Here is a 22,346-nt window from a genome sequence, read left to right as displayed (position 1 = left end):
TAACGCAGCGTAAGTTCAGCAAAACAAACAGGGCTTAATCCTTATGATACGCTTTGCTTCTCCAGTTCGGTTTTCCCCTTTGCTTTTTTGTGGGATAGCTCCGTTTTTGCTGTTCACTTTTCGTTTCTTTTGGGCGAACTTCCTTTTTCAGCAAGGCCGGACGCCTCGGCTCGGAGCTTCGTTCGGAAGGACGGCGGCGTTTCGACTTCGGCGTCGGCGTCGTAATCAGCATGGGATAGGGATTCTCCTCCACCACCGGAACGGTCATGCCAATAAGCTTCTGGATATTCCTTAAATACTCTTTTTCATCAATACAGCAGAAGGAAACGGCGGTCCCGCTTAATCCCGCCCGTCCGGTTCTTCCGATTCGGTGCACGTAGGTTTCGGGTACTTCCGGAAGATCGTAATTAAAAACACAGGACAGTTTTTCAATATCGATTCCTCTTGCCGCAATATCCGTTGCGACAAGGACACGGATGCTTCCGTTTTTAAAGCTGTTCAGCGCGGTCTGCCGCGCAAACTGCGATTTATTTCCGTGAATCGACTGCGCGCCGATTCCGGCACGGACCAGTTCCTTTTCCACTTTGTCCGCACCGTGTTTTGTCCGGGTGAAAACCAAAGCCGATTTGATTTCCGGATTTCTTAAAAGATCGATAAGAAGCTTTCGCTTATTGTCCTTGTCCACAAAATAAACGGACTGCTCAATTTTCTCCACCGTGGTTGCGGGCGGCGTAACCGTAACATATTCCGGATCTTTCAGCATGGATTCCGCCATTTCTTCGATTTCCTTCGGCATTGTTGCGGAAAATAACAGCGTCTGCCTTTGCGCCGGTATTTTTGTAATAATTTTCTTTACATCCGCAATAAAACCCATATCGAGCATACGGTCCGCTTCATCTAAAACCAGAATCTCCACAAATTGCAGGTCGATATATCCCTGATTCATCAAATCATTGAGCCGACCGGGCGTCGCGACCAGAATATCCACGCCCCGTTTCAGTTTTTCCACCTGCATCTTCTGGGATACGCCGCCGAACACCACGCAGGCATGAAGCCTTGTATACCGTCCGTACGAATGAAAATTATCATAAATCTGAAGGGCAAGCTCCCTTGTCGGCGTTAAGATCAGCGAGCGTATTTTGCGCGGTTCGCTTTTGTTCACCGCACGCGTACTGAGAAGCTGCAAAATCGGCACGGCGAATGCGGCCGTTTTTCCGGTTCCCGTCTGTGCACAGCCCAGTAAATCCTTCCCTTCCAGTACGAGCGGTATCGCCAGCTCCTGAATCGGGGTCGGTTTTACATAATTTTCTTTTTCGAGTGCGTCTAAAATTCTTGGATTGAGTTTGAGATCGTTAAAGTTCATAATTTCTCCTAATATTGATTTTCATCTGTCATTGTGCAGCATTTGGAAACCCTCTATCCATCTGTTGTTCTATAAATTATAACATAATCGAAACCGTTCGTCTAACGAATAGAATTCTCCTTATGTAGCCTTTCGTAAATATTCTTTATTGTCATATGCCTTTTCATACGCTATACTGAAAAAGAGGTGATGAAAAATTGAGAAAAGGTTTGTCCATCGCCGAGTTTGTACTCGGTATCGTTGTCACTTTATGCGGCGCGGCTGTTGTTGCGCTGGGCGCCGCCCGTTTAAAACCGAAAGATTGAGGGATTCCCCGAAACCGCGCCCGTTGTTCCACCCGGACAAACAGGCGCGGTTTTTCTTTTTAAGCTGATGTTTGCGGACTCCGTACGGAAAATCGACCGGCCGATGATCGATCTTGTGACAATACGTTTACGCGAATCATAAGATAGAATGTCCCGCAATAAAGGAAACGGAGGAAGCAAAGTGCAACAAGCAAATATGAATATAAGCAATGAAAATGTAAGCAATATAAGCAATATAAGTGAGAAACCATTCGAGGAAAACCTGATTTCTTCCATGAATCCGGCAGCGCCAATGCCGGAAATGGTACCGTCCTGCCGCTGTCCGATGCAGGGCATTCCTTTTATGAGCAGAAAGGTGCAGATGGCTTATCCGGAAGTTTATTACAAATTGCAGCCCTATATTTTAATCGCCTGCGATCAGATGGATTCCTTCGGGCCCATGATGCCTTCTCAGGAAATGATCGAGCAAATGGGCGACGGTATTTACGAAGACGTATGCAGAATGCATCCCGACCTGGCGGAATATGCGCGTGAATCGGAGCAAAAAATGAAAGACAACGATCCGTCCGACCCGCCGTTCGGAATTGGCCTTGGAATGTTAGGTTTTGGTCCCGGCTTTTCCCATCCCGGGTTTTTTGACCGCCGATTTCGCCGGAGAGGATTATTCCGTGACATGATTGATATTTTGCTGCTCTCGGAATTATCCCTCAGGAGAAGATTTTTCTAATTATTCTATAATATAACAGCTATCCTTCCCGGGATAGCTGTTATATTATTAAAAATGAATCCGATTACGCATCGCCGGAATCGTGAAATCCATATTTTTCATCGATTGATCTTCCCATTTCAGCCGTATTTCCTGTCATTTTTAAAAATTTCATTTTGCCTGACCAACACGGTATACAGGCAGGCTTTTTTGATTCCGCTTTCTATCCGTAATATGCCCGGACTTCAAATCCATTTGCTTTTATTTCTGTGATTCTTAATTGCAAAAGGCAGTATAAATAACGGGAGGAAATGCAAACTATTCAAATAACGATAGAAAAGAATCGGAGAAAAAAATGAACGAAAAACGGTTTAAAAGGCTGCCGCGGCATATTGGTATTATACCCGACGGGAATCGGAGATGGGCGGTAAAAAACGGATACGAGAAGCAGGACGGATACCGGTTCGGCATCCAGCCCGGCTTTGAGCTTTACAAACTCTGCCTGGATCTGGGTATTCAGGAAATGACATTTTACGGTTTTACCATCGATAATACCAAACGCCCGTCCATACAAACGAGGGCATTTCAAAAAGCATGTGTGGATGCGGTGCAGACCCTCGCGAATCAGGATGCCGACCTGCTGATTGTCGGCAACACCGATTCGCCTCTGTTTCCTCCGGAACTGATTCCTTATTCCGAGCGGGTCAAGTTCGGCCGCGGACGGATGAAGCTGAATTTTCTTGTAAATTACGGCTGGAACTGGGATTTGAACTGCTCACTGAAAAACAGCGAGGCAAAGTTTAACGGAAACCTGACAAATACGATTGCCTCCGCCGACATTTCCCGGATCGACCTGATTATCCGCTGGGGCGGAAGGCGGCGCTTAAGCGGATTTCTGCCGATCCAGTCCATCTACGCGGATATCTACGTTCTGGACGAGCTCTGGCCCGATTTTACGCCGGAACAGTTTTACAGAGCATTGGAGTGGTATCAGGAACAGGATGTCACCCTCGGCGGCTAATCCAAAATTTTTATTGAAATTTAAAAAATCATCTCATAAATGCCGAGAATGATAACAATTGCACCGGACAAAAGCGAAACGTAACGGGACAAAAATTTGGGAATGCATTTTTCCCCCACCCGATATCCCAGCGCGATAAACAGCATACTTACGAAAAAAGTACAGGCGGTCGTACTGTAAATTTCCAGACCCGCAAAGCTTGCGCCCACGCCCATTCCAAAATTATTAATCGTCAATGCGAGAGCGAGGATGGCGGATTCTTTCGCGTCAATCGTACCCGAATGATCGATATCCGCTTTTTCGGGCTCTTTCAGCATCCGGTTGAGATCGATTTTCGGCTCCTCTTCCGCCGGTTCCTTTTCCTCCGGTTTTTTGAAAAAATCCTTTAAAAACCAAACGCCAATTCCGATTAACAAAATACCGCCCAGAATATTGGACACGCCCGCGGGAAGAAATCGGGACACCGCCCGCCCGATCGACATGGAAAAAAAAGTACCGGCACCTATGATGACGGCAATCAGAACATTAATGAAAAATCCTATTCGAATTTTTCGCATTCCAAAGGTAATTGCAACGGCAAAATTATCCAGATTCGCGGAAAGCGCAAACAGAAGCGCGGAAAGGACATTCACATTCATTCACCCGCCAAAAAGCTTTTATTGCTATAATAATGCAGCAGGTGAAATTTTGTGCAAGAATATCATTTGTCCGTTCTTTTCCATTTTTACCATAACAATATATGCTAGCAATCCGGAAGGATAGCGCGCGTGATTATGGCAAAGATATATCTGTTCGCAGACTTTATATTTAGGAGGAGAAGCGAATGACGACACATGAAACGCGTGCAGAAAGCAAACCAACAAGCGGAGGTTCAGAATTTTTTCGGTGGATCGGAAGGTTTATAATTGTAGCAATTATCCTGATGGTTGTATCCTTCTTAACCCCCGGATTTTCCATCCATGGATTGTGGTCGTTTTTACTGGCTGCGGTAGTGATCAGCCTACTCGATTATCTTGTGGAAAGAATCATGGGCATTGATGCTTCGCCGTTTGGCAAAGGATTAGCCGGATTCTTCATTTCCGCGGTCATCATATACGTCACACAATTTTTGGTACCAGGTATGAATGTTTCCATTATCGGCGCCGTTCTCGGCGCCCTGGTAATTGGTGTTCTGGACGCCCTGTTCCCGGTCAGGGTAATGTAAAACGGGTTTGCCGATAAGGCAAATGAAAAAGAGGGCTGCCGGAAACGGCAACCCTCTGATTTTTTCATTTTATCCGATAAACTGCTGCGTCCAAATATACTGTCCGTTTGCATTTTTGGCAATGCCTACGCCGATCTGCGTAAAGGAAGCATTCAGAATATTGGCTCTGTGTCCCGGGGAATTCATCCAGCCCTGCATAACCTGCTGGGAAGAAGTCTGGCCCATTGCGATATTTTCGCCGGCGGCACGGTAGCTGATTCCAAATTGCTTCATCATATCAAACGGCGAGCCGTACGTCGGAGAAGTATGGTCAAAATAATTTAATTTTGCCATGTCTTCCGATTTCAGAGTAGCCGTTTTGGTAAGCTGTGAATTTACAGTGAGCGCCTTTAAGCCGGCTTTTGCTCTTTCCTGGTTTACAAGCTGAACAACCTGATTCTGGAAAGAGGCGTAGCTGCCGGTTGCCGCTGAACCGGAAGAAGGATTGCTTGAAGCGGGCTGAGAACTGGCGGGGGACTTTGTGCCTGTGCTTGGTTTGGAGCTTGCAGAATTCGGGCAGGAACCGGAATTTTGCTGAAGGCAGATTTTAAAATTCGGGAACGATCCGCTGACAACAAATTTATTGTTTCCAATAACGCACACGCAGTTGCCGTTTACACAATTTGTACCGTTCGTACAATTGTTGCTCGCGCAGTTACCGCCTTTGCAATTGGAACTGTTTGCACAATTTCCGGAAGTGCATGCGGTGCTGTTTCCGGATTTGCAGTTTGCGCTGTTCACGTAGTTTCCGCTGTTGCAAACCGTGTTTCCGGCGCAGTTGGAAGCCGTTTTACAAGTTGTTGCTCCGGCTGTTTTGCCGGCAGTCTGGGGGCAGGTGCCTGAAGTGCCGCAATTTCCCTTATTTGCAGCATTGCTTGTTTGTGTGTATGTCGGTACTGTGGAACAAGTCTTTGCAGCGGTGCCATTTGTCTGATTGCACACCGACTGGGAGGTACTTGTAACCGTTTTGCCGTTAACTGCCGCGGCCGACGCGTTGTTATTCAGAATCGCGCCTACCGTACCGGATACAAACACACATGCTATCAAAGCAAGTATTTTCGTTTTCATGCATTGTCTCCTTTTCTTTTCTGGGATTTCCCCGATTGAAAGGTTACATGTTTGTAACTTTTCTTGTTTCCCATGGTAACACCATCCGATTAAGAAGACAATACTGAAAATTATGTAAACCAAACCGTATTCTGGTAATTAATTCAACTTGCGAATAATATCATACGCCTGATCGGTATTTTTAATAAAGCCCTGAACCGTCGTATCGATTCCGCTGTAATCTTTGAATTCCACAAAAGCGGTGCTTAACTGATCCGCCAGCGCCTGCGGGAAGTCCTTTCTTGCGGCAAGCGCATCCTTCGGAATCTCCTCCGTACGGGCGACAATGCTGATCTCATCCGTAAACAAACCGTCCGCGCGGGCCTGATCGTAAATCTCGTCATAGGTTGCGCCCGCATCCACTTCGCCGGAAAGAACCGCGTTCACAACATTATTATGATTTCCCAGAAAGACCACTTTTTCGAAAATTGTATCGGGATTCATATGATTTTGCTTCATCATGTCCCTTGCATACAGATATCCCGAAGCGCTTTTTTCATCCACATAGGCAAACGTTTTTCCCGGCAGATCGTTCAGCGAATGCACCCTGCCGTCTTTGCGCGCGATGATGTACCCGTTATAGGAACAGCGGCCGTTCACCTTCGGCGTTATCAGAACATTCGCGCCGCATTTCTGGTGCGCGTTTACGTAAGCGAAAGGAGAAAACCATCCGATGTCAATAATTCCCTTTGCAACGCTTTCACTCAGCGCATCGTAATTTCTTACAATCAGCGTGCGGCATTTTAAACCGATGCTGGAGCAGACCCGTTCCAAAATAGGTACATAGGTTTTTTTAATCCGTTCCGGCTCGACGAAAGGATTGACGCCGAAAATGATTTCGTTGTCCTTTTTAAAATGCATGGCGTCCAATTGCAGTGATTCAGCCGTTTCTCCGATTTTATTACAGAAGGCAAGGATGGTTTGGTTTTTCTTTTGCTGCACATCCACCATCTGAATCGATTTGCAGGAAACATCGTGCGTTTCCTGCACGGCCTGCGCAACATTGCCGACCGCATGTTCAATTTCGGCGGCAGTATCTTTCTGCATTAAGGATTTTTCCGTCAGCGCAACGATCGAGCCGTCCACATCTTTTAAAATGGAATTAATCTCCTGAATGATTTTCGATGATTCATTGACGATCGTATCCACATTTTTCATCTTGTCGCCGATATCGGACATCGCCGCGTTGGATGTATCGATTTTTTCCACAATATTTTTCACGACGCCCTCAATTACGGAAATCGCCTCATCCGTCTGAACCGCAAGCCTTCGGATTTCACCGGCAACCACCGAGAATCCGCGCCCCGCCTGACCCGCTCTTGCGGCCTCAATCGCGGCGTTCAGGGCGAGCAAATTTGTCTGGCTTGAAATTTTGCGGATATAATCCACAATCTCGTTAATCTTATTGGAAGATTCCTGAAGCTGCAAATTGCTGTCGGAAGCCACCTTAATTCTCGAAGTAAGATCGAGAATAAAGTCACCGATGCTGCGGATGGTCTGTCCGTTTTTATCCAGCATCTCTACGGAAGTTTCGGAATGCTCCTTTATTTTTACAATACCGGAATTCAGGTCGGAGCAAACCCCTGCCAATTCGTTGATACTCGCGTTGATCTCCTCCGTGCTGGCGGCGTTCTGCTCGCTCAGCTTTTCAATTTCGAAGGAAATCTTCATAAGCTTCTCAAAGGTTTTCATGTTGTCTTTGGAAAGCCAGATCAGCTGCTGGGAGTCAAATCCCATTGTTTCCGCTACGCGAAACAGTTCTTCGCCTAAGTCCCCGTCGTCGTTCGGCTGCTTTCGCGCGGAAGAATAAGCATCTTTGTCGGTATTGCCAAAGAACCGGTCGGCCGCAAAAAGAACCAGAGCACTGCCAATAACGGAAAACAGAAACTGAGTGAAGCCGCTGAAACGGAATAGAAATGCTATTCCCTGCAAGAGAACAATGCCCGCCAGGGAAGCCAGTACGGATTTCTTAAATGTAGTATTCATTTCCTTACCGCCTTGAAATTCAGTTCAAAACTGATTAAAATTTTACTCATTTACCACTATTCCATGTTACATTTAACAATACATGCTGTACAATTATTATATTTCAGACGTGAAATTTTGTCAATGAATATTACTTTATGAAAATTTTGTAGATATTTGTTGAAATACACAGTCCATTTAAGCATAGTATAGAAAAAACTCCCAAATAAATGGGAGCTTTTCTGAATTTCTTTATTTTGAAAGTTTATCCATCATTTCCATAATCTCGTCCAGCTTTTCCTGTGTACGAAGGGAGTCCCCTTCTTCGAAGGCCTCCCGGACGCAGGAATTCAGATGCGCATGCATGATTTCACAGTTTGCCTTGCGCAGAATCGCCTGTGTCGCCATCAACTGGTTGGAAATATCGATGCAGTAGCGATCATCTTCCACCATTTTCAGAAGCCCGTCCAGCTGGCCCCTGGCCGTCTTCAATAAGCGGGTGATTTTGGTTTTGTCCGCTTTCATTTTTTCTCCTCCGCTGATCTTTTCTTATTTTCCGAACAGTCCTTTTTTCTCTTCGACCGAAACCGCCTCGTAGCCCGCTTCGTTCACCGCGTTCTTCAGGACTTCGTCGGAAACGTCCGTTTTCAGCGTTACCGTCGCGTTTTTCTGCTTTAAATCCACCTTTGCTTCTACGCCTTCTATCGCGTTCAGCGCTTTTTCCACTCTTGCCTTGCAGTGCTCACAGCTCATTCCATTGATTTGAATTACTTTTTTCATGATAAAATCCCCTTTCGCTTCTGATAAATTTTGATGATTCTGTATCCCCCGGACAGGCTTGAAAAGTTTCAGCCGGAGCGCGTTCGTAACCACGCAGACCGAGCTTAAACTCATCGCCGCCGCGGCAAACATCGGGTTCAGCTTCCAGCCAAACAGGGAGTACAGCGCGCCGGCCGCAAGCGGAATTCCGATGCTGTTGTAAAAGAATGCCCAGAACAGATTTTCCTTGATATTCCGGATAACCGCTTTGCTGAGCTGAATGGCGGTTACCGCGTCCTGCAAATCGCTTTTCATGAGTACGATATCCGCCGATTCCAATGCGATATCCGTTCCGGCGCCGATGGCGATGCCGACATCCGCCCTTGCAAGGGCCGGGGCGTCGTTGATGCCGTCCCCCACCATGGCAACCTTCTTGCCGGATTGCTGTATTCTACGGATTTCGCTCTCCTTATCCTGCGGCAGTACTTCGGCTACAACCCGGTCGATCGAAAGCTGTTTTTGAATCGCCTCGGCTGTTTTTTTATTATCGCCCGTCAGCATGACAACATCCATTCCCATGGATTTGAACTGGCGGATCGCTTCTTCGCTGGTCGGTTTTACGACATCGGCTACGGCGATAATCCCCATCAGTTTCCTGCCTTTTGCAAAATACAAAGGCGTTTTTCCGTTTGCGGCGAATGCGTCCCCTTGTTCCGCAAGCGAAGATGTATCCACTTCCCTGCGATTCATAAAGGCAAGGTTTCCGGCAAAATACGGTTCCCCGTCGATTTCCGCCGTTATCCCCAGCCCGGACAGCGCCTGGAAATTCTGTACGGATTGCAGGGAAATCCCCATTTGACCGGCTTTTTCCACGACTGCCTCCGCCAGAGGATGCTCCGACCGCTTTTCAATGGACGCCGCCGCCGTTAGCAACTCCTGTTCCGTTGTGCCCCCGGTGACGAGAAGGTCCGTAACAACGGGCTTGCCCTCGGTTATGGTTCCCGTTTTGTCGAGGACAACCGTTTTTACCGTATGGGCGGTTTCGAGCGCTTCGGCGGATTTAATAAGGATCCCGTTTGACGCGCCCTGGCCGGTTCCCACCATGATCGCCACCGGTGTGGCAAGCCCCAGCGCGCAGGGGCAGGAAATCACCAGCACGGATATGCCGATGGATAGAGCGAAGGAAAAAGGCTGCCCCGCGAGAAGCCATACGATTGTGGACAAAACGGCGATACCGATCACGACCGGTACAAAAACGCCGCTGATTTTATCCGCCAGCTTGGCGATCGGCGCTTTGGACGCACTTGCGTCTTCCACCAGCTCGATGATCTTTGCCAGTGTGGTGTCGTTTCCAACTTTTTCCGCCCGGAACTTTAAGAAGCCCGATTTATTAATGGTTGCGGCAACAACCTTGTCGCCCGCCTGTTTTTCCACCGGGATACTCTCGCCCGTAAGCGCCGACTGGTCCACCGCCGAGCTTCCCTCAACGACGGTGCCGTCCACCGGAATGCTCTGCCCGGGCCGCACGATCACGATATCCCCTACGGCAACTTCTTCGACCGGCACCTCCGTTTCCTCTTCCCCGCGCAAAACCGTCGCGGTTTTCGGGGCAAGGTCCATCAGCTTCGCAATTGCTTCGGAGGTTTTTCCCTTCGACCGCGCCTCCAGATATTTGCCAAGCGTGATCAGGGTTAAAATGGTTGCGGCCGACTCAAAATATAAATCCATGCTGTACTGCATTACCAGCTGCATCTCGTGGTGGCCAAGCCCGTAACCGATTTCATAAATCGCAAACACACCGTACAGCAGCGCGGCCGACGAACCGACCGCGATCAGCGAGTCCATATTCGGCGCGCCGTGGAACAGGGTTTTAAAACCAACCTGATAATACTTCCGGTTAACGTATACAATCGGCAGGGTGAGCAGGAACTGGGTAAACGCGAAAGCGAGGGCGTTTTCGGTTCCGTGCGCCCAGCCCGGCAAAGGAAGGTGCAGCATGTGTCCCATGGAAAGATACAGAAGCGGAAGCAGGAACGCGAAAGAAACAAGCAGCCGGATTTTCATGGACCGGCGCTGTGTCTCCACGGGATTTTCGCCCTTCTCTTTTTTTCCTTCGGCCGCCTCGCCCCGGTGAAAAACCGACGCGCCGTAGCCCGCCTTTTCCACGGCTTTTATAATGGCGCCGTCCCCGGTGAGCGCGGTGTCAAAATCAACCATCATACTGTTGGTAAGCAAATTCACATTGACTTTTTGAACGCCTTCCAGTTTGCTTACACTCTTTTCTACATTCGCCGAGCAGGCGGAACAGGTCATGCCTGTAACTTGAAATTTCTGATTCATTTCATACCTCCCACCCCTGTGGGGTGTATCATCAATATAAACCGGATTTCGTGTTTTGTCAACTGGAAATTACCTAAAATATTTTAAAAACGGTTCCGATACTTCGTCGTTTTCATACGCCTGCGCGCGTTGCATAATTGCCGTTTTGTGATAAACTTATATATTGGTTACTAAGTTAGGAGGACTATTTTTTGAAAAAAGGCTATCTTTACATCATTCTGGCAACTTTCTTTTTCAGTTCCATGGAAATTGCCTTAAAAATCTCCGCAGGATCGTACAACCCCATCCAGCTTACCTTTTTAAGGTTCCTGATCGGCGCGCTGGTTCTGCTGCCGCTGGCAATCCGTGAAATCCGCAAAAGGCAGATTTCCTTCCACATCCGTGACTGGAAATTCTTTTCCTTAACCGGATTCATCTGCGTTTTTGTCAGCATGATCCTGTATCAGCTGGGGATTGTGTACGCCAAGGCATCTGTCGTTGCTGTTCTGTTCAGCTGCAACTCGGTTTTCGTTGTCCTGTTTGCTTACCTGCTGCTTGCTGAAAAAATATACCGCCATACCATTCTTTCGATTCTTGTGAGCGTCGCCGGCATGCTTGTCATCATTAATCCCGCCCATCTCTCCGGAAACGCGGCGGGAATTGTATTTTCCATCGGCGCGGCCATCACCTTCGCCTTATACAACGTGATCGGCCGTACAAAGAGCGACCGGTACGGCGGCATCACTCTTACCTGCTTCAGCTTTCTGTTCGGATGCGCCGAAATGCTTCTTTTCATTGCGGTTACGCATCTTTCAGCCGTAGCAAACTGGTTCACCGGCGCGGGATTTCCGATGTTTGTGAACGTTCCGGTTCTGTCCGGAATCCAGCTTTCTTCCATTCCGGGGCTGATTTACGTCGGAATTTTCGTTACGGGGCTGGGATATACCTTTTATTTCCGCGCAATGGAGGAAACTTCCGCCGCAACCGCTTCCCTTGTTTTCTACATCAAGCCGGTTCTCGCGCCGATTTTTGCCTTTTTCGTACTGAACGAACCCATCACCCTGCAAATGGCAATCGGCATCCTTCTGATTATTATCGGCTCCTTTATCTCTTTCATACCCGGTATCCGCCTGCAAAAGGCAAACGGAGAACGCAAGAGCCTTTCGGAAGATATGAAGGAAATCGAAAGCGAATTTGAGGCGGAAACCGACGAAACCGTTATAAAACCTTAAATATATAAATTAGGAAAATACAGGACAGGCCCGCTGTGGTAATGGATACCGCAGCGGGCCCGTTTTTATACGGAAATTTATTTAATCCAATTCAAATTGTCCGGTATAAAGCTGATAGTATTTTCCGTGTTCCTGAATCAGGTCGCCATGGCTGCCGCGTTCAATGATTTCGCCGTTTTCCAAAACCATGATCGCGTCCGCGTTATGAACGGTGGACAACCGGTGCGCGATTACGAATACCGTGCGCCCGTTCATCAGTTTATCCATTCCCTTTTCAATCAGGGCTTCGGTTCGGGTATCGATTGAGCTTGTCGCTTCATCCAGAATCAGAACCGGGGGATTGGCAACCGCCGCGCGGGCAATTGCGAGAAGCTGGCGCTGTCCCTGGCTCAGGTTCGAGCCGTCGCCGGTCAGCATCGTGTCGTAGCCCTGCGGCAGGTGCCGGATGAAGTAATCGGCGTTTGCCAGCTTTGCCGCCGCAATCACCTCTTCATCGGTGGCATCCAGTTTGCCGTAACGAATGTTTTCCCTCACGGTTCCGGTGAACAGGTGGGTATCCTGCAAAACCATGGCAAGCGAACGGCGCAGATCGTCTTTCTTGATCTTTTTAATATTGATGCCGTCGTACGTAATTTTGCCCTCGTTCACGTCATAAAAGCGGTTAATCAGGTTGGTAATCGTTGTTTTTCCCGCTCCGGTGGAACCGACGAAAGCAATTTCCTGCCCCGGCTTCGCGTAAAGCGATACATCGTGCAGAACGGTTTTCTTATCGTCGTAGCTGAAAGTTACATCGTTGAAGCGGACGTCGCCGTTGAGCTGCGTATACGTTGTGGTTCCGTCGCCGTGCGGATGCTTCCACGCCCACAGGCCGGTGCGTTCCGACGTTTCCGTTAAACTCCCGTCCGCGTCCGTTTTCGCATTCACGAGCGTTACATACCCTTCATCTGTTTCCGGTTCGGCATCGATCACTTCGAAAATGCGCTCCGCACCGGCAAGAGCCGCCAGAATCACGTTGAACTGCTGTGAAATCTGCGTAATCGGCTGGGAGAAAGTCCTTGTGTACTGCAAAAAAGACGCGATGGAACCGATATCCATCCTTCCGGTAATGACAAGCGCCGCGCCGGCGGTCGCCGTCATCGCGTAATTGACATACGTAAGGTTCCCCATAATCGGCATCAGAACATTGGCGTAAAAGTTCGCGTTGGTTGCGGCCTGACGCAGATTGTTGTTCAGCACGCCGAATTCTTTTTTGACTTCGTCTTCATGGCTGAAAACCTTGACAACCTTCTGGCCTTCGATTAATTCTTCGATATATCCGTTTGCCGCACCGATCGCCTTTTGCTGCTTTTTGAAATACGCGGCGGAATTTCCGCCGATTTTCTTAATAATCAGCATCATAACCACGAGCATCAGCACAATCAGCACCGTCAGAATCGGGCTGAGAACGAGCATGATCACAAAGGTTCCCACCACGGTTATCGCGGAGGACAAAAGCTGCGTTACGCCCATGGAAATCGCTTCGCGCAGGGTATCGACGTCGCTGGTGAAGCGGCTCATCAGCTCCCCGTGCGTATGCGTGTCAAAATAGCTGATCGGAAGATCCTGAAGCCGGTTGAATAAATCGGTTCGTACGGCGTTCAGCGTTCCGTTTGCCACTTTTATCATAAGCTGTGTGTACAGAAAGGTTGCCAGTACGCCAATGAGATAAATTCCGCCCATCAGCAAAATCATTTTCAGAAACGGCAGAAGAGCCTGCGCTGTAACAGGTTTGCCGATCAGCGGCACAATGCAGCCATTGATCAGCGGTTTTATAAAATACGTGCCTGCAACATTCGCACAGGAGCCGATAAAAACAAAAAGAATAATGAGAATAAACCTTGTCTTCTGACGGAAAATATAGCCCATTATTCTGGATAAGGTTTTCCGGATGCTTTTCGGCTTTGCACCCGTCCTCGGTCTTCCCGGTCCCGGCATCAGTCAGCAACTCCTTTCTGTTGGGATTCGTATACTTCGCGGTAAATTTCGCTTGTCTGCAAAAGTTCCTCATGGGTTCCGACCGCGCTGATTTCGCCCTCGTTCATGACCACAATCCGGTCGGAATCACAAACCGAAGTAATGCGCTGGGCGATCACGATCGTGGTGATATCCTTCCGGTTTTCCCGAAAATAAGCGCGGATTTTCGCGTCTGTAGCGGTATCCACCGCGCTGGTGCTGTCGTCCAGAATCAGGATTTTCGGATTCTTGAGCAGCGCGCGCGCAATGCAGAGGCGCTGTTTCTGGCCGCCGGACACATTGACGCCGCCCTGCCCCAGATCGGTATCGTAACCGTCCGGGAAGCTCATGACAAAGTCATGCGCCTGCGCCGCTTTGCACGCTTCCGTGATCTGGTCGTCCGTTGCGTTTTCATTGCCCCATTTCAGATTTTCTTTAATCGTACCGGAAAACAGCACGTTCTTTTGCAGCACCATGCTGACCGCGTCGCGGAGCTCTTTGATTTTATAGTCCCGAACATCCCGGCCGCCGACCAGAACACGGCCTTCGGTCACGTCGTACAAACGCGGAATCAACTGGACAAGCGTGCTTTTCGCGCTGCCCGTCGCGCCGATAATTCCGATCGTCTCCCCCGATTGGATATTCAGATTGATATGTTTCAGGATATTGTCCTGCGCATCCCGGTTGTAGCGGAACGAAACATCCTCGAACCGCACGGAGCCGTCCCGCACTTTCGTTTCCTCCTTTGCCCCGTCGTCCGTAATATCAATTTTTTCGTTGAGCACTTCCACGATACGGCTGGCGGAAGCCCGGGATATGATCACCTGTATAAACACCATGGAGAGAAGCATCAGCTGAATCAGAATCTGGGTAACATAGCTGATAAAGCCGATCAGCTCGCCGGTCTTCATCCCGCCGACGATGATCATGTTGCCGCCGAACCACATGATCGCCACAATGCAGGAATACATCGTAAGAAGCATGACGGGCATATTCAGCTGGAGAATCCGCTCCGCTTTAATGGAAGCGGCCATCAGGTCGTCGTTTGCATTTTTAAATTTCTTCTTTTCATGTGCGGAACGTACAAAGGCTTTTACCACCCGGATGGAAATCAGATTTTCCTGAACCGAGGCGTTCATGGCGTCGTATTTCCGCAGCATCGCCTGAAACTTCGGGAAGGTGGTGATTCCGATGGTAAACAGCATCAGCGCAAGCACGGGTATCGCCACCAAAAAGATGGTTACCAGCCTGGAATTGATATAATAAGCCATCACCGTGGCGCCTACGAGCATGATCGGGGCGCGAACCGCAATGCGGATCAGCATCATAAACGCCATCTGCACATTGCTGACGTCCGTCGTCAGCCTGGTAACCAGCGACGCCGTGCTGAATTTATCCACATTCGAAAAGGAATACTCCTGCACCTTTCTGAACAGTCCCGCGCGGATTTCGCTGCCGAAGCCCATACTGGCAACCGACGAAAAGCGCGCGGAAACAGTTCCCATCAGAAGGGAAAACAGCGCCATCATGACCATAATGCCGCCGGTCCGCGTTACGTAAGAAATGTCCCTGCTGGGGATTCCTTTATCCACAATCGCGGCCATCAATACCGGGATTCGGATTTCAATCAATACTTCGCAAAGAATGGTCACCGGAGCAATGACCATCGCCCACCAGTATTTGCGGGCAAAGGGAGCAAGCTGCTTTATCAAATCGACTCCTCCTTTCCCTGCCGCTGTACATGCTTTTCATTCGTCATTGTCTCAATAAGGGAAAACATCGTTTTTCCCTTGAATTCATCGGTTGTCAAATTCGATATGACACGGCTCAGGTACTCTTTGAACACAGCCGTCTCTTCCTTTGAAAAGCCTTCGAACATCTGCTTATCAATCGCATCAAATGCCCTGCGGCATTGAAGCATTTGATCCCTGCCTTTTTCGGTAATGGAAATACGGGTGCACCGCAAATCCTTCTCATCGCATTCCTTTTCGAGCAGCCCGGTTTTCTGCATGCGTTTGATGGAAGTCGCTATGGAAGGCGCGGAAACCTGAAGCGTATCCGCCAACTCCCGCTGCGTGCATTTGTCGTGCTTTTCAACATATTCCAAAATCGGAAACTGCCCGAAATAAATATCCGTTGCCAAAAGCGCACGGTGAACGTATATCCGGTGAAGAATATGAATCTGCCCCAACAGGCCGACGATTCTGCGTATGTCGGTATTCACTGAAATCCCCCCTTTATTACTTAGCCGGTTAAAAGTTAACTGATTAAGTATTTTAGTCCAATTCTTTTTAAAAGTCAAGAAAAATTTCCAGTGTATGATCGGGCGTCCTGTGAATACGGGATACCCCTTGCACATCGTTCCCGAAGTTCCAAATAGAACCTGCCCCGTTCTTTTCCTTTTCTTTCGCCTGTTATTTTACCTTATTACAGACGAAGAAGCGCCCGGCATAAGCCGGGCGCTTCGCAATTACTATGATAGACGGTATGAATCAAATAAATCAGAAGTTGACGTCTTCGCCGTAATAGGCGCAGGTAAGAACCTTCAGCATATTCTCCGCGTTTGTTTCTCTCGGGTTGGAACCGGTGCAGGGATCGCCCACAGCGTTCTCCGCAATGGCCTGGCAGTGTGCCTTGAAATCCTCTTCTTTTACGCCGTTGTCCTTGTAGGTCTGAGCGATATTGAGCTTCCTGTTCAATTCGCGGACAGAATCCACAAGCGCGTTTGTAAGCTGCTTGTCTGTTACGCCCGGAAGGCCGATTTCTCTGGCGATCTGCGCATATCTTTCCATGCAGACTCTCGAATTGTACTGGATAACGCTAGGCAGGAGAATCGCGTTGCAGCAGCCGTGCGGAATATGGAACACCGCGCCGGTCTTGTGCGCAAGGCTGTGCGCAATTCCGAGCAGGGCATTCGAGAACGCCATACCGGCAAGGCACTGTGCAATATGCATTTTGCCGCGCGCCTGCGCGTCGCCGTTGTAGGAATCAAGAATGCTGTCGTATATATTGGAAATCGCTTTCAGCGCCAGCGCGTCGGAAAAATCGGAGCGCGCGGAAGCGACATACGCTTCAATCGCATGGGTCAAAGCGTCCATGCCTGTGTGCGCCGTCAGCGTTTTGGGCATCGTCATGGGGATATCGGAATCCAGAACCGCAATATCCGGGGTGATTTCGAAGTCGGCGAGCGGATATTTAATGTCGGTGGAATAGTCCGTGATAACGGAGAACGCGGTCACTTCGGAAGCCGTGCCGCTGGTGGAAGGAATCCCGACAAAGATGGCTTTCTTTCTCAGTTTGGGCATTGTGAAAGGATTCTTGATATCTTCAAAGGTCTTTTCCGGATATTCATAGAAAACCCACATGGCTTTCGCCGCATCCATCGGAGAACCGCCGCCGATCGCAACAATGACGTCCGGCTGGAATTCGCGCATGGCTTTGGCGCCGTCGTATACTCTTTCAATGGACGGATCCGGCTCTACCCCGTCATATATATAAGTCTGTAAACCCGCATCCTTCAATACGTCTTCCAGTTTCTGCAAAAATCCGGTTTTCCTCATCGAATGACCGCCGGTGACAATGAAGGCCTTCTTATAACCCTTTAAGTTTTTCAGCTCACTGATCGCATTCGGCCCAAAATAAATGTCCCTTGGTAAAGTAAAACGTGCCATTTTTGATTCCTCCTAGAAATTTCTTATGTTATTTGTTCGTTAAAATAATAACAATCATTTGACGGTATTATCATACCATGCTAAATGCTTTATTTCAAGTGTTTTCCATGTATTTAGTATGTTTTTTTGAATTGGTTTTATGTAGGGCATCCGCATTTTATCGAAAAAATACCGATGCCCTTTTTTTCATTCAGTAGGAACCGTTTCTCAGGCTTCATCCAAAAGCCATGCATGCGCCGGGTCAAAAATGCGGTCCGTCCACGGATTTCCATCAAAATGGCGGATCATCCATACGTAGTACATCGGATAACCGGGCGCGTTTACCTGGGGATGTGTTTTCCCTCCGGGAATTGCACAGAAGCTTCCGTCTTTAATCTTGTTTACCTCATCGCCGATAAAGCAGGCGCCGAACCCCTGCGGCTTCTGGAAGCGGTAATAATAGACTTCCGGCTGGGGGTGATGATGCGGCGGGTAACTCGACCAGCCGCCCTGCGGAACAAGGATTTCGCCCATGACCATATTGGAATACGGGGCGGTGTGGTAATCAAAAAACGTGCGGACCGTGCGCTGCGCTTTTCCTTCGAACTGGTTCTGCCCGAAGGTTTCTTCCCCGCAGTTTTCGGGCGTGTAAAGGATGCTGTCGAACGTTTTATCATTTTCCGTGGACTGCACCAGGATTTCGCTTTCTTTCACTGCGGTAACGGTAACGGGAACATTTTTGCAAACATGCAGACAGGTTGTCCCCTGTTTGATAAAATCATCCCGTTCAGCGGTAACGCCCTTTCCCTGCCAACTGATTTTTATTCCGCCCTGAATGAGCAGCAGCGCCATTTCTTCCGCAGGAAAGGAAAAAGAAAGCGTTTTTCCTTCTTCCAGATGAAACACCGTTATATTCATCAGCATATCGGCATAAAGGCCTTTTGTACGTGTAAGCTCCTTCACGCCGTCTTCGTCGAACGCGGGATAGCCGAAAATATTACTCATGAAAATACCCTCACAATCATTTGCAGGCTAAAAGGAACCTTTCCCCGAAACGGGAATGATCTCTCGTAGCCTGCATTTTGTTTCAATTAAAATTGAATTTCAGAAAGTTTAACCGGACGATGCTCTTTAAAGGACTTTCCTGCCGCCATGCCAATCAAAACCGCCTGAAGTCCGTCAACAACCGTTACAGGCACCGGCGTATCGTTCAGGACCGCCTCTGTGAACTCCGAAACCTCGCGGGCAAAGGATTCCATATAGCGTTCCAGGAAGAAATACAGCGGCTTCTCCCCGACGATTCCGTCGGTTGTGCTGATGACCGCGCTGGACTGCGTATCGTTCGATACGGCAACCTGGCCTTTGGAGCCAAACACTTCCGCGCGCTGGTCATATCCGTAAACGGCTTTACGGGAGTTGTCGATTACGGCAAGAGAGCCGTTCTTCAGCTTCATGGTGATGATCGCGGTATCGATATCGCCGGCTTCCCCGATTTTCGGGTCAACCAGAACCGCGCCGTTGACATAGATTTCTTCCACGTCGCTGCCGGTGAGGTAGCGTGTCATATCAAAATCATGAATTGTCATATCGAGGAAGATGCCGCCGGAAACCTTCACATATTCAACCGGCGGTGCATCCGGGTCACGGGAGGTGATCTTTACGATTTGAACGTCTCCGATTTTGCCGGAAGTTACGGCGTCCCGAACCGCGCGGAAATTGTGGTCGAATCTGCGGTTGAAACCGACCTGATATTTCAAATTCGTTTTTTCCAGCTCCTGCATAACCGCCTTGATTTCCGCAAGGTCTTTGGAAATCGGCTTTTCACAGAAAACATGTTTGCCCGCTTTAATCGCTTCGATGGAAATCGGCGCATGCGTCTGTGTGGACGAGCAGATCATGACGGCGTCAATGGAAGGGTCGTTCAGAATCTCATGATAATCGTCATAGGTGGGGAAACCCATTTCCTTCGCCCATTTTCTTGATGCTTCCGTCCAGTAGGAGTCCGCGATCGCGGCCACCTGTGCGTTCTTAACATGGAATTTGATGCTTTCCCCGTGAACCTTCCCGATTCTTCCGGCGCCGATGATGCCGATGTTTAACATAATCATCTCTCCTTAGCTTAATGAATTCTTGAAGTGAATGTTTTCAGCCGAAACAGTTTTTATTTTGTAGCTAAACGTCTGGCTCTTGCTTCCATTCTTCCGCGGGTTACGTCAATAAATACGGCAGTAATAATAACCAAACCGATTACGATGTACTGAATATCGCTGGATGCTTCCAGAAGGGTTAAGCCGTTGCGGATGGTGGAAATCAGAATCGCGCCGATCAGTGTGCCCCAGATGGTGCCTTTGCCGCCCATGAACGAGGCGCCGCCGATGATGCAGGCCGCGATGGCGTCGGTATCATACGGTTCAATTGCGGAAGCCGGGTTCGCAACGCCGGTACGGCCAATCAGTACGATACCCGCGATGGCGCTCATCAGGCCGCAAAGCGCGTAAACAAAGATCAGAACGTTGTCCGAATTGATACCGGAAAGGCGGGTTGCCTCCGGGTTGCCGCCCACGCAGAAGATCTGTCTGCCGAGCGCGGTTTTATTCAGGAAGAAATGGAATCCGATGAAAAGCAGAATTACAACAATAAAGGAAAGCGGGAAACCGGAGAATTTCCCCGGAATCTTAAAGAGGTTCGTTGCGCCGAGGGCGGTAACGCCGTCCGGGAAACCGGCAACCGTTTTGCTGGAAACAACCAGCAAAGCGAGGCCGCAGAGTACGTTTTTCATACCTAATGTCGATACGAACGGATGAGGCAGATGCAGCTTTGTCAGCAGAAGGCCGTTGCAAAGGCCGATTGCCAGACCGGTTGACAAACCGATGATGATCAGCAGTATGGGGTTGGTCACGCCGAAGTTATTGACCAGAGCACCCATGACGCAGGTGCAGAGCACGCAGTTGGCGCCAACGGAAAGATCGATACCCGCCGTAATCAGTGTAAGCAGCATACCGGAAGCGATCAGGCTGTTTACCGCTGTCTGTCTTAAAATGTTCAAAAGGTTGCTGATTGTTAAGAAGTTGGGCGTTGCGATGGATAGGATCACACCCAGAATAAAGAGTGCGAGAAGCGAACCGAGCTTCCCCATGATGTCTTTTAAACTCGTTTTTCCCTTAGTCATTCTAATGTACCTCCCCAGGCAGCTTTCATAATATCTTCTTGGTTAAAGTGATCGCTCTTGTTTTCCATTTCCGCCATAATCCGGCCGGAGCGCATAACAATGACCCTGTCGCTCATTCCGAGGATTTCCGGCAGTTCGGAGGAAATCATGATAACGCATTTTCCCGCCTCGACGAGGCTGTTCATAACATTGTAAACTTCCACTTTCGCGCCGACGTCGATTCCTCTGGTCGGCTCGTCAAAAATGAAGATATCCGCGCTGGTATTAATCCATTTTCCGATAACAACCTTTTGCTTGTTGCCGCCGGAAAGCTGGGCAACCGATTCGTCCAGTCCCGTTGTCTTAATTTTCAGGGACTTGATATTCTCCTCGCCGATTTCGGTGGTCGTCTTTTTATCGAGCCAGGGGCCCTTCTGGAACCGCTTCATATTGGCAAGAATCAGGTTGGTGCGGATATCCATCGCCTGCACAAGGCCCTGACTGCCCCTGTCTTCCGTTAAGAAAGCAATTTTATGAGCGATTGCGTCTTTCGGGGATTTCAGTTTTACTTTTTCGCCGTCTATGTAGATATCTCCGCCGTCAATCGGATCCGCCCGGAAAATCGCCCGGAATGTTTCCGTGCGCCCTGCGCCGACCAGACCGGCAAAGCCAAGGATTTCGCCGTGGTACGCCGTAAAGCTGACGTCGTGCAGAACACCCGCGGAACACAGATTTTCCACTCGAAGCGCTTCCGAACCGCGTTTGCCGGGAATCTTCGGGAACTGCTTATCCATAGATCGCCCGACCATCGCGGTAATGAGCCGGTCGTTGTCGATATTGCCGATATCGTCCGTAAAAACATGCTCGCCGTCGCGCATGACCGTTACGCGGTCGCACAGCTCGAACAATTCCTCCAGCTTGTGGGATACGAACAGGATCGCAACCCCTTTTGCCTTCAAAATTCGTACGGTTTTCATCAGCTGCTGAACCTCGGTTTCCCCCAGGCTCGACGTAGGCTCATCCATGATGATCAATTTGGTATCGATGGAAATTGCCCTTGCGATTTCAACCATCTGCTGCACACCGACGCCAAGGGTGCCGCACAGCTTTCGGGGGTCCACTTTCTGCCCCAGCGACTCCATCAGTTCGGACGCTTTTTTGTGCATCTGATCGTAATCGAGGAAGGGGCTGCCCTTCCGGTTAATGGTATTGCCCATAAAAATATTGTCGGTAATGGAAAGCAGCTTAACGATGCTCAGTTCCTGATAAACGCACGCGATACCGCTCGCTTTTGCGTCATTCGGACTCTTAAAGACCTTTTTTTCGCCGTCAACATAGATATCTCCTTCATCGGCAGCGTGCACGCCGGTCAGCACTTTGATAAGTGTGGACTTTCCCGCGCCGTTCTCTCCGATAAGGCCATGAATTTCGCCGGGTTTAATCTGAATCGACATGTTCCTTAACGCCACTACACCGGGGAAGCGTTTCGTAACATTCTTCAGTTCAACTACATATTCACTCATAGCTTCACCTGTC

Annotated in this window: 18 protein-coding genes; 4 read left to right on the top strand and 14 right to left on the bottom strand. The window is 49.1% G+C overall.

The window, feature by feature from the left end; genetic code table 11:
• Positions 1-34: 34 nt before the first annotated feature.
• Positions 35-1,363: a DEAD/DEAH box helicase gene (locus tag OUY18_RS00435; protein WP_268056735.1), complete on the bottom strand. Its 1,329-nt coding sequence runs from the start codon at positions 1,361-1,363 to the stop codon at positions 35-37.
• A gap of 486 nt (positions 1,364-1,849) precedes the next feature.
• Here OUY18_RS00435 and OUY18_RS00430 point away from each other — a divergent pair, with 486 nt between their 5' ends.
• Positions 1,850-2,395, top strand: a complete 546-nt coding sequence (locus OUY18_RS00430) for a hypothetical protein (RefSeq protein ID WP_268056734.1) — start codon at positions 1,850-1,852, stop codon at positions 2,393-2,395.
• A 334-nt stretch (positions 2,396-2,729) separates the two neighbouring features.
• On the top strand, positions 2,730-3,395 hold the full coding sequence (gene uppS, locus OUY18_RS00425) for a polyprenyl diphosphate synthase (RefSeq protein WP_268056733.1): 666 nt from the start codon (positions 2,730-2,732) through the stop codon (positions 3,393-3,395).
• A 20-nt stretch (positions 3,396-3,415) separates the two neighbouring features.
• On the opposite strand, the gene ytaF is transcribed toward uppS, so the two are convergent.
• Complete coding sequence (gene ytaF, locus OUY18_RS00420; protein WP_268056732.1) at positions 3,416-4,033, bottom strand: sporulation membrane protein YtaF; 618 nt, start codon at positions 4,031-4,033, stop codon at positions 3,416-3,418.
• 185 nt (positions 4,034-4,218) lie between these two features.
• On the opposite strand from ytaF, the gene OUY18_RS00415 reads away from it, so the two are divergent.
• On the top strand, positions 4,219-4,599 hold the full coding sequence (locus OUY18_RS00415) for a phage holin family protein (protein ID WP_268056731.1): 381 nt from the start codon (positions 4,219-4,221) through the stop codon (positions 4,597-4,599).
• Between the two features lie 69 nt (positions 4,600-4,668).
• On the opposite strand, the gene OUY18_RS00410 is transcribed toward OUY18_RS00415, so the two are convergent.
• The 4 genes from OUY18_RS00410 to OUY18_RS00395 all read right to left on the bottom strand — a co-directional run bounded on the left by OUY18_RS00410 (position 4,669) and on the right by OUY18_RS00395 (position 10,809).
• Positions 4,669-5,706: a CAP domain-containing protein gene (locus OUY18_RS00410; protein WP_268056730.1), complete on the bottom strand. Its 1,038-nt coding sequence runs from the start codon at positions 5,704-5,706 to the stop codon at positions 4,669-4,671.
• A gap of 138 nt (positions 5,707-5,844) precedes the next feature.
• On the bottom strand, positions 5,845-7,731 hold the full coding sequence (phnD, locus tag OUY18_RS00405) for a phosphate/phosphite/phosphonate ABC transporter substrate-binding protein (RefSeq protein ID WP_268056729.1): 1,887 nt from the start codon (positions 7,729-7,731) through the stop codon (positions 5,845-5,847).
• Positions 7,732-7,962: 231 nt separating this feature from the next.
• Entirely contained in the window at positions 7,963-8,235 is a 273-nt protein-coding gene (locus OUY18_RS00400) for a metal-sensing transcriptional repressor (RefSeq protein ID WP_268056728.1), read from the bottom strand.
• Positions 8,236-8,259: 24 nt separating this feature from the next.
• Entirely contained in the window at positions 8,260-10,809 is a 2,550-nt protein-coding gene (locus OUY18_RS00395; protein ID WP_268056727.1) for a heavy metal translocating P-type ATPase, read from the bottom strand.
• Between the two features lie 191 nt (positions 10,810-11,000).
• Here OUY18_RS00395 and OUY18_RS00390 point away from each other — a divergent pair, with 191 nt between their 5' ends.
• Positions 11,001-12,020 carry a DMT family transporter gene (locus OUY18_RS00390; RefSeq protein ID WP_268056726.1) on the top strand — a complete coding sequence of 340 codons (1,020 nt, stop codon included), beginning with the start codon at positions 11,001-11,003 and terminating at the stop codon, positions 12,018-12,020.
• 81 nt (positions 12,021-12,101) lie between these two features.
• Here the strand turns inward: OUY18_RS00390 and OUY18_RS00385 are convergent, their stop codons facing one another.
• The 8 genes from OUY18_RS00385 to OUY18_RS00350 form a co-directional block, all read right to left on the bottom strand.
• Positions 12,102-13,994, bottom strand: coding sequence for an ABC transporter ATP-binding protein (locus OUY18_RS00385; RefSeq protein WP_268056725.1), 1,893 nt, complete (start codon positions 13,992-13,994; stop codon positions 12,102-12,104).
• Positions 13,994-15,724: an ABC transporter ATP-binding protein gene (locus OUY18_RS00380; RefSeq protein ID WP_268056724.1), complete on the bottom strand. Its 1,731-nt coding sequence runs from the start codon at positions 15,722-15,724 to the stop codon at positions 13,994-13,996. Before OUY18_RS00380 ends, OUY18_RS00385 begins: the two co-directional genes overlap by 1 nt.
• The gene (locus OUY18_RS00375; RefSeq protein ID WP_268056723.1) at positions 15,721-16,236 is read right to left on the bottom strand and encodes a MarR family winged helix-turn-helix transcriptional regulator; all 516 of its coding nucleotides are present in this window, start codon (positions 16,234-16,236) and stop codon (positions 15,721-15,723) included. Before OUY18_RS00375 ends, OUY18_RS00380 begins: the two co-directional genes overlap by 4 nt.
• A gap of 277 nt (positions 16,237-16,513) precedes the next feature.
• Positions 16,514-17,683, bottom strand: a complete 1,170-nt coding sequence (locus OUY18_RS00370; protein ID WP_268056722.1) for an iron-containing alcohol dehydrogenase — start codon at positions 17,681-17,683, stop codon at positions 16,514-16,516.
• 207 nt (positions 17,684-17,890) lie between these two features.
• Positions 17,891-18,667, bottom strand: a complete 777-nt coding sequence (locus OUY18_RS00365; RefSeq protein ID WP_268056721.1) for a 5-deoxy-glucuronate isomerase — start codon at positions 18,665-18,667, stop codon at positions 17,891-17,893.
• An 86-nt stretch (positions 18,668-18,753) separates the two neighbouring features.
• The gene (iolG, locus tag OUY18_RS00360; RefSeq protein WP_268056720.1) at positions 18,754-19,764 is read right to left on the bottom strand and encodes an inositol 2-dehydrogenase; all 1,011 of its coding nucleotides are present in this window, start codon (positions 19,762-19,764) and stop codon (positions 18,754-18,756) included.
• A 59-nt stretch (positions 19,765-19,823) separates the two neighbouring features.
• The gene (locus OUY18_RS00355; RefSeq protein WP_268056719.1) at positions 19,824-20,831 is read right to left on the bottom strand and encodes an ABC transporter permease; all 1,008 of its coding nucleotides are present in this window, start codon (positions 20,829-20,831) and stop codon (positions 19,824-19,826) included.
• Entirely contained in the window at positions 20,828-22,333 is a 1,506-nt protein-coding gene (locus OUY18_RS00350; RefSeq protein ID WP_268056718.1) for a sugar ABC transporter ATP-binding protein, read from the bottom strand. The genes OUY18_RS00355 and OUY18_RS00350 overlap by 4 nt, the downstream gene beginning before the upstream one ends.
• Positions 22,334-22,346 lie beyond the last annotated feature (13 nt).

The organism is Caproiciproducens galactitolivorans (assembly GCF_026672255.1).
In the GTDB taxonomy this organism is placed as follows: domain Bacteria; phylum Bacillota; class Clostridia; order Oscillospirales; family Acutalibacteraceae; genus Caproiciproducens; species Caproiciproducens galactitolivorans_A.
The sequence above is the reverse complement of the archived record's forward strand: the minus strand, read 5'-3'. Positions and strand labels throughout refer to the sequence as shown.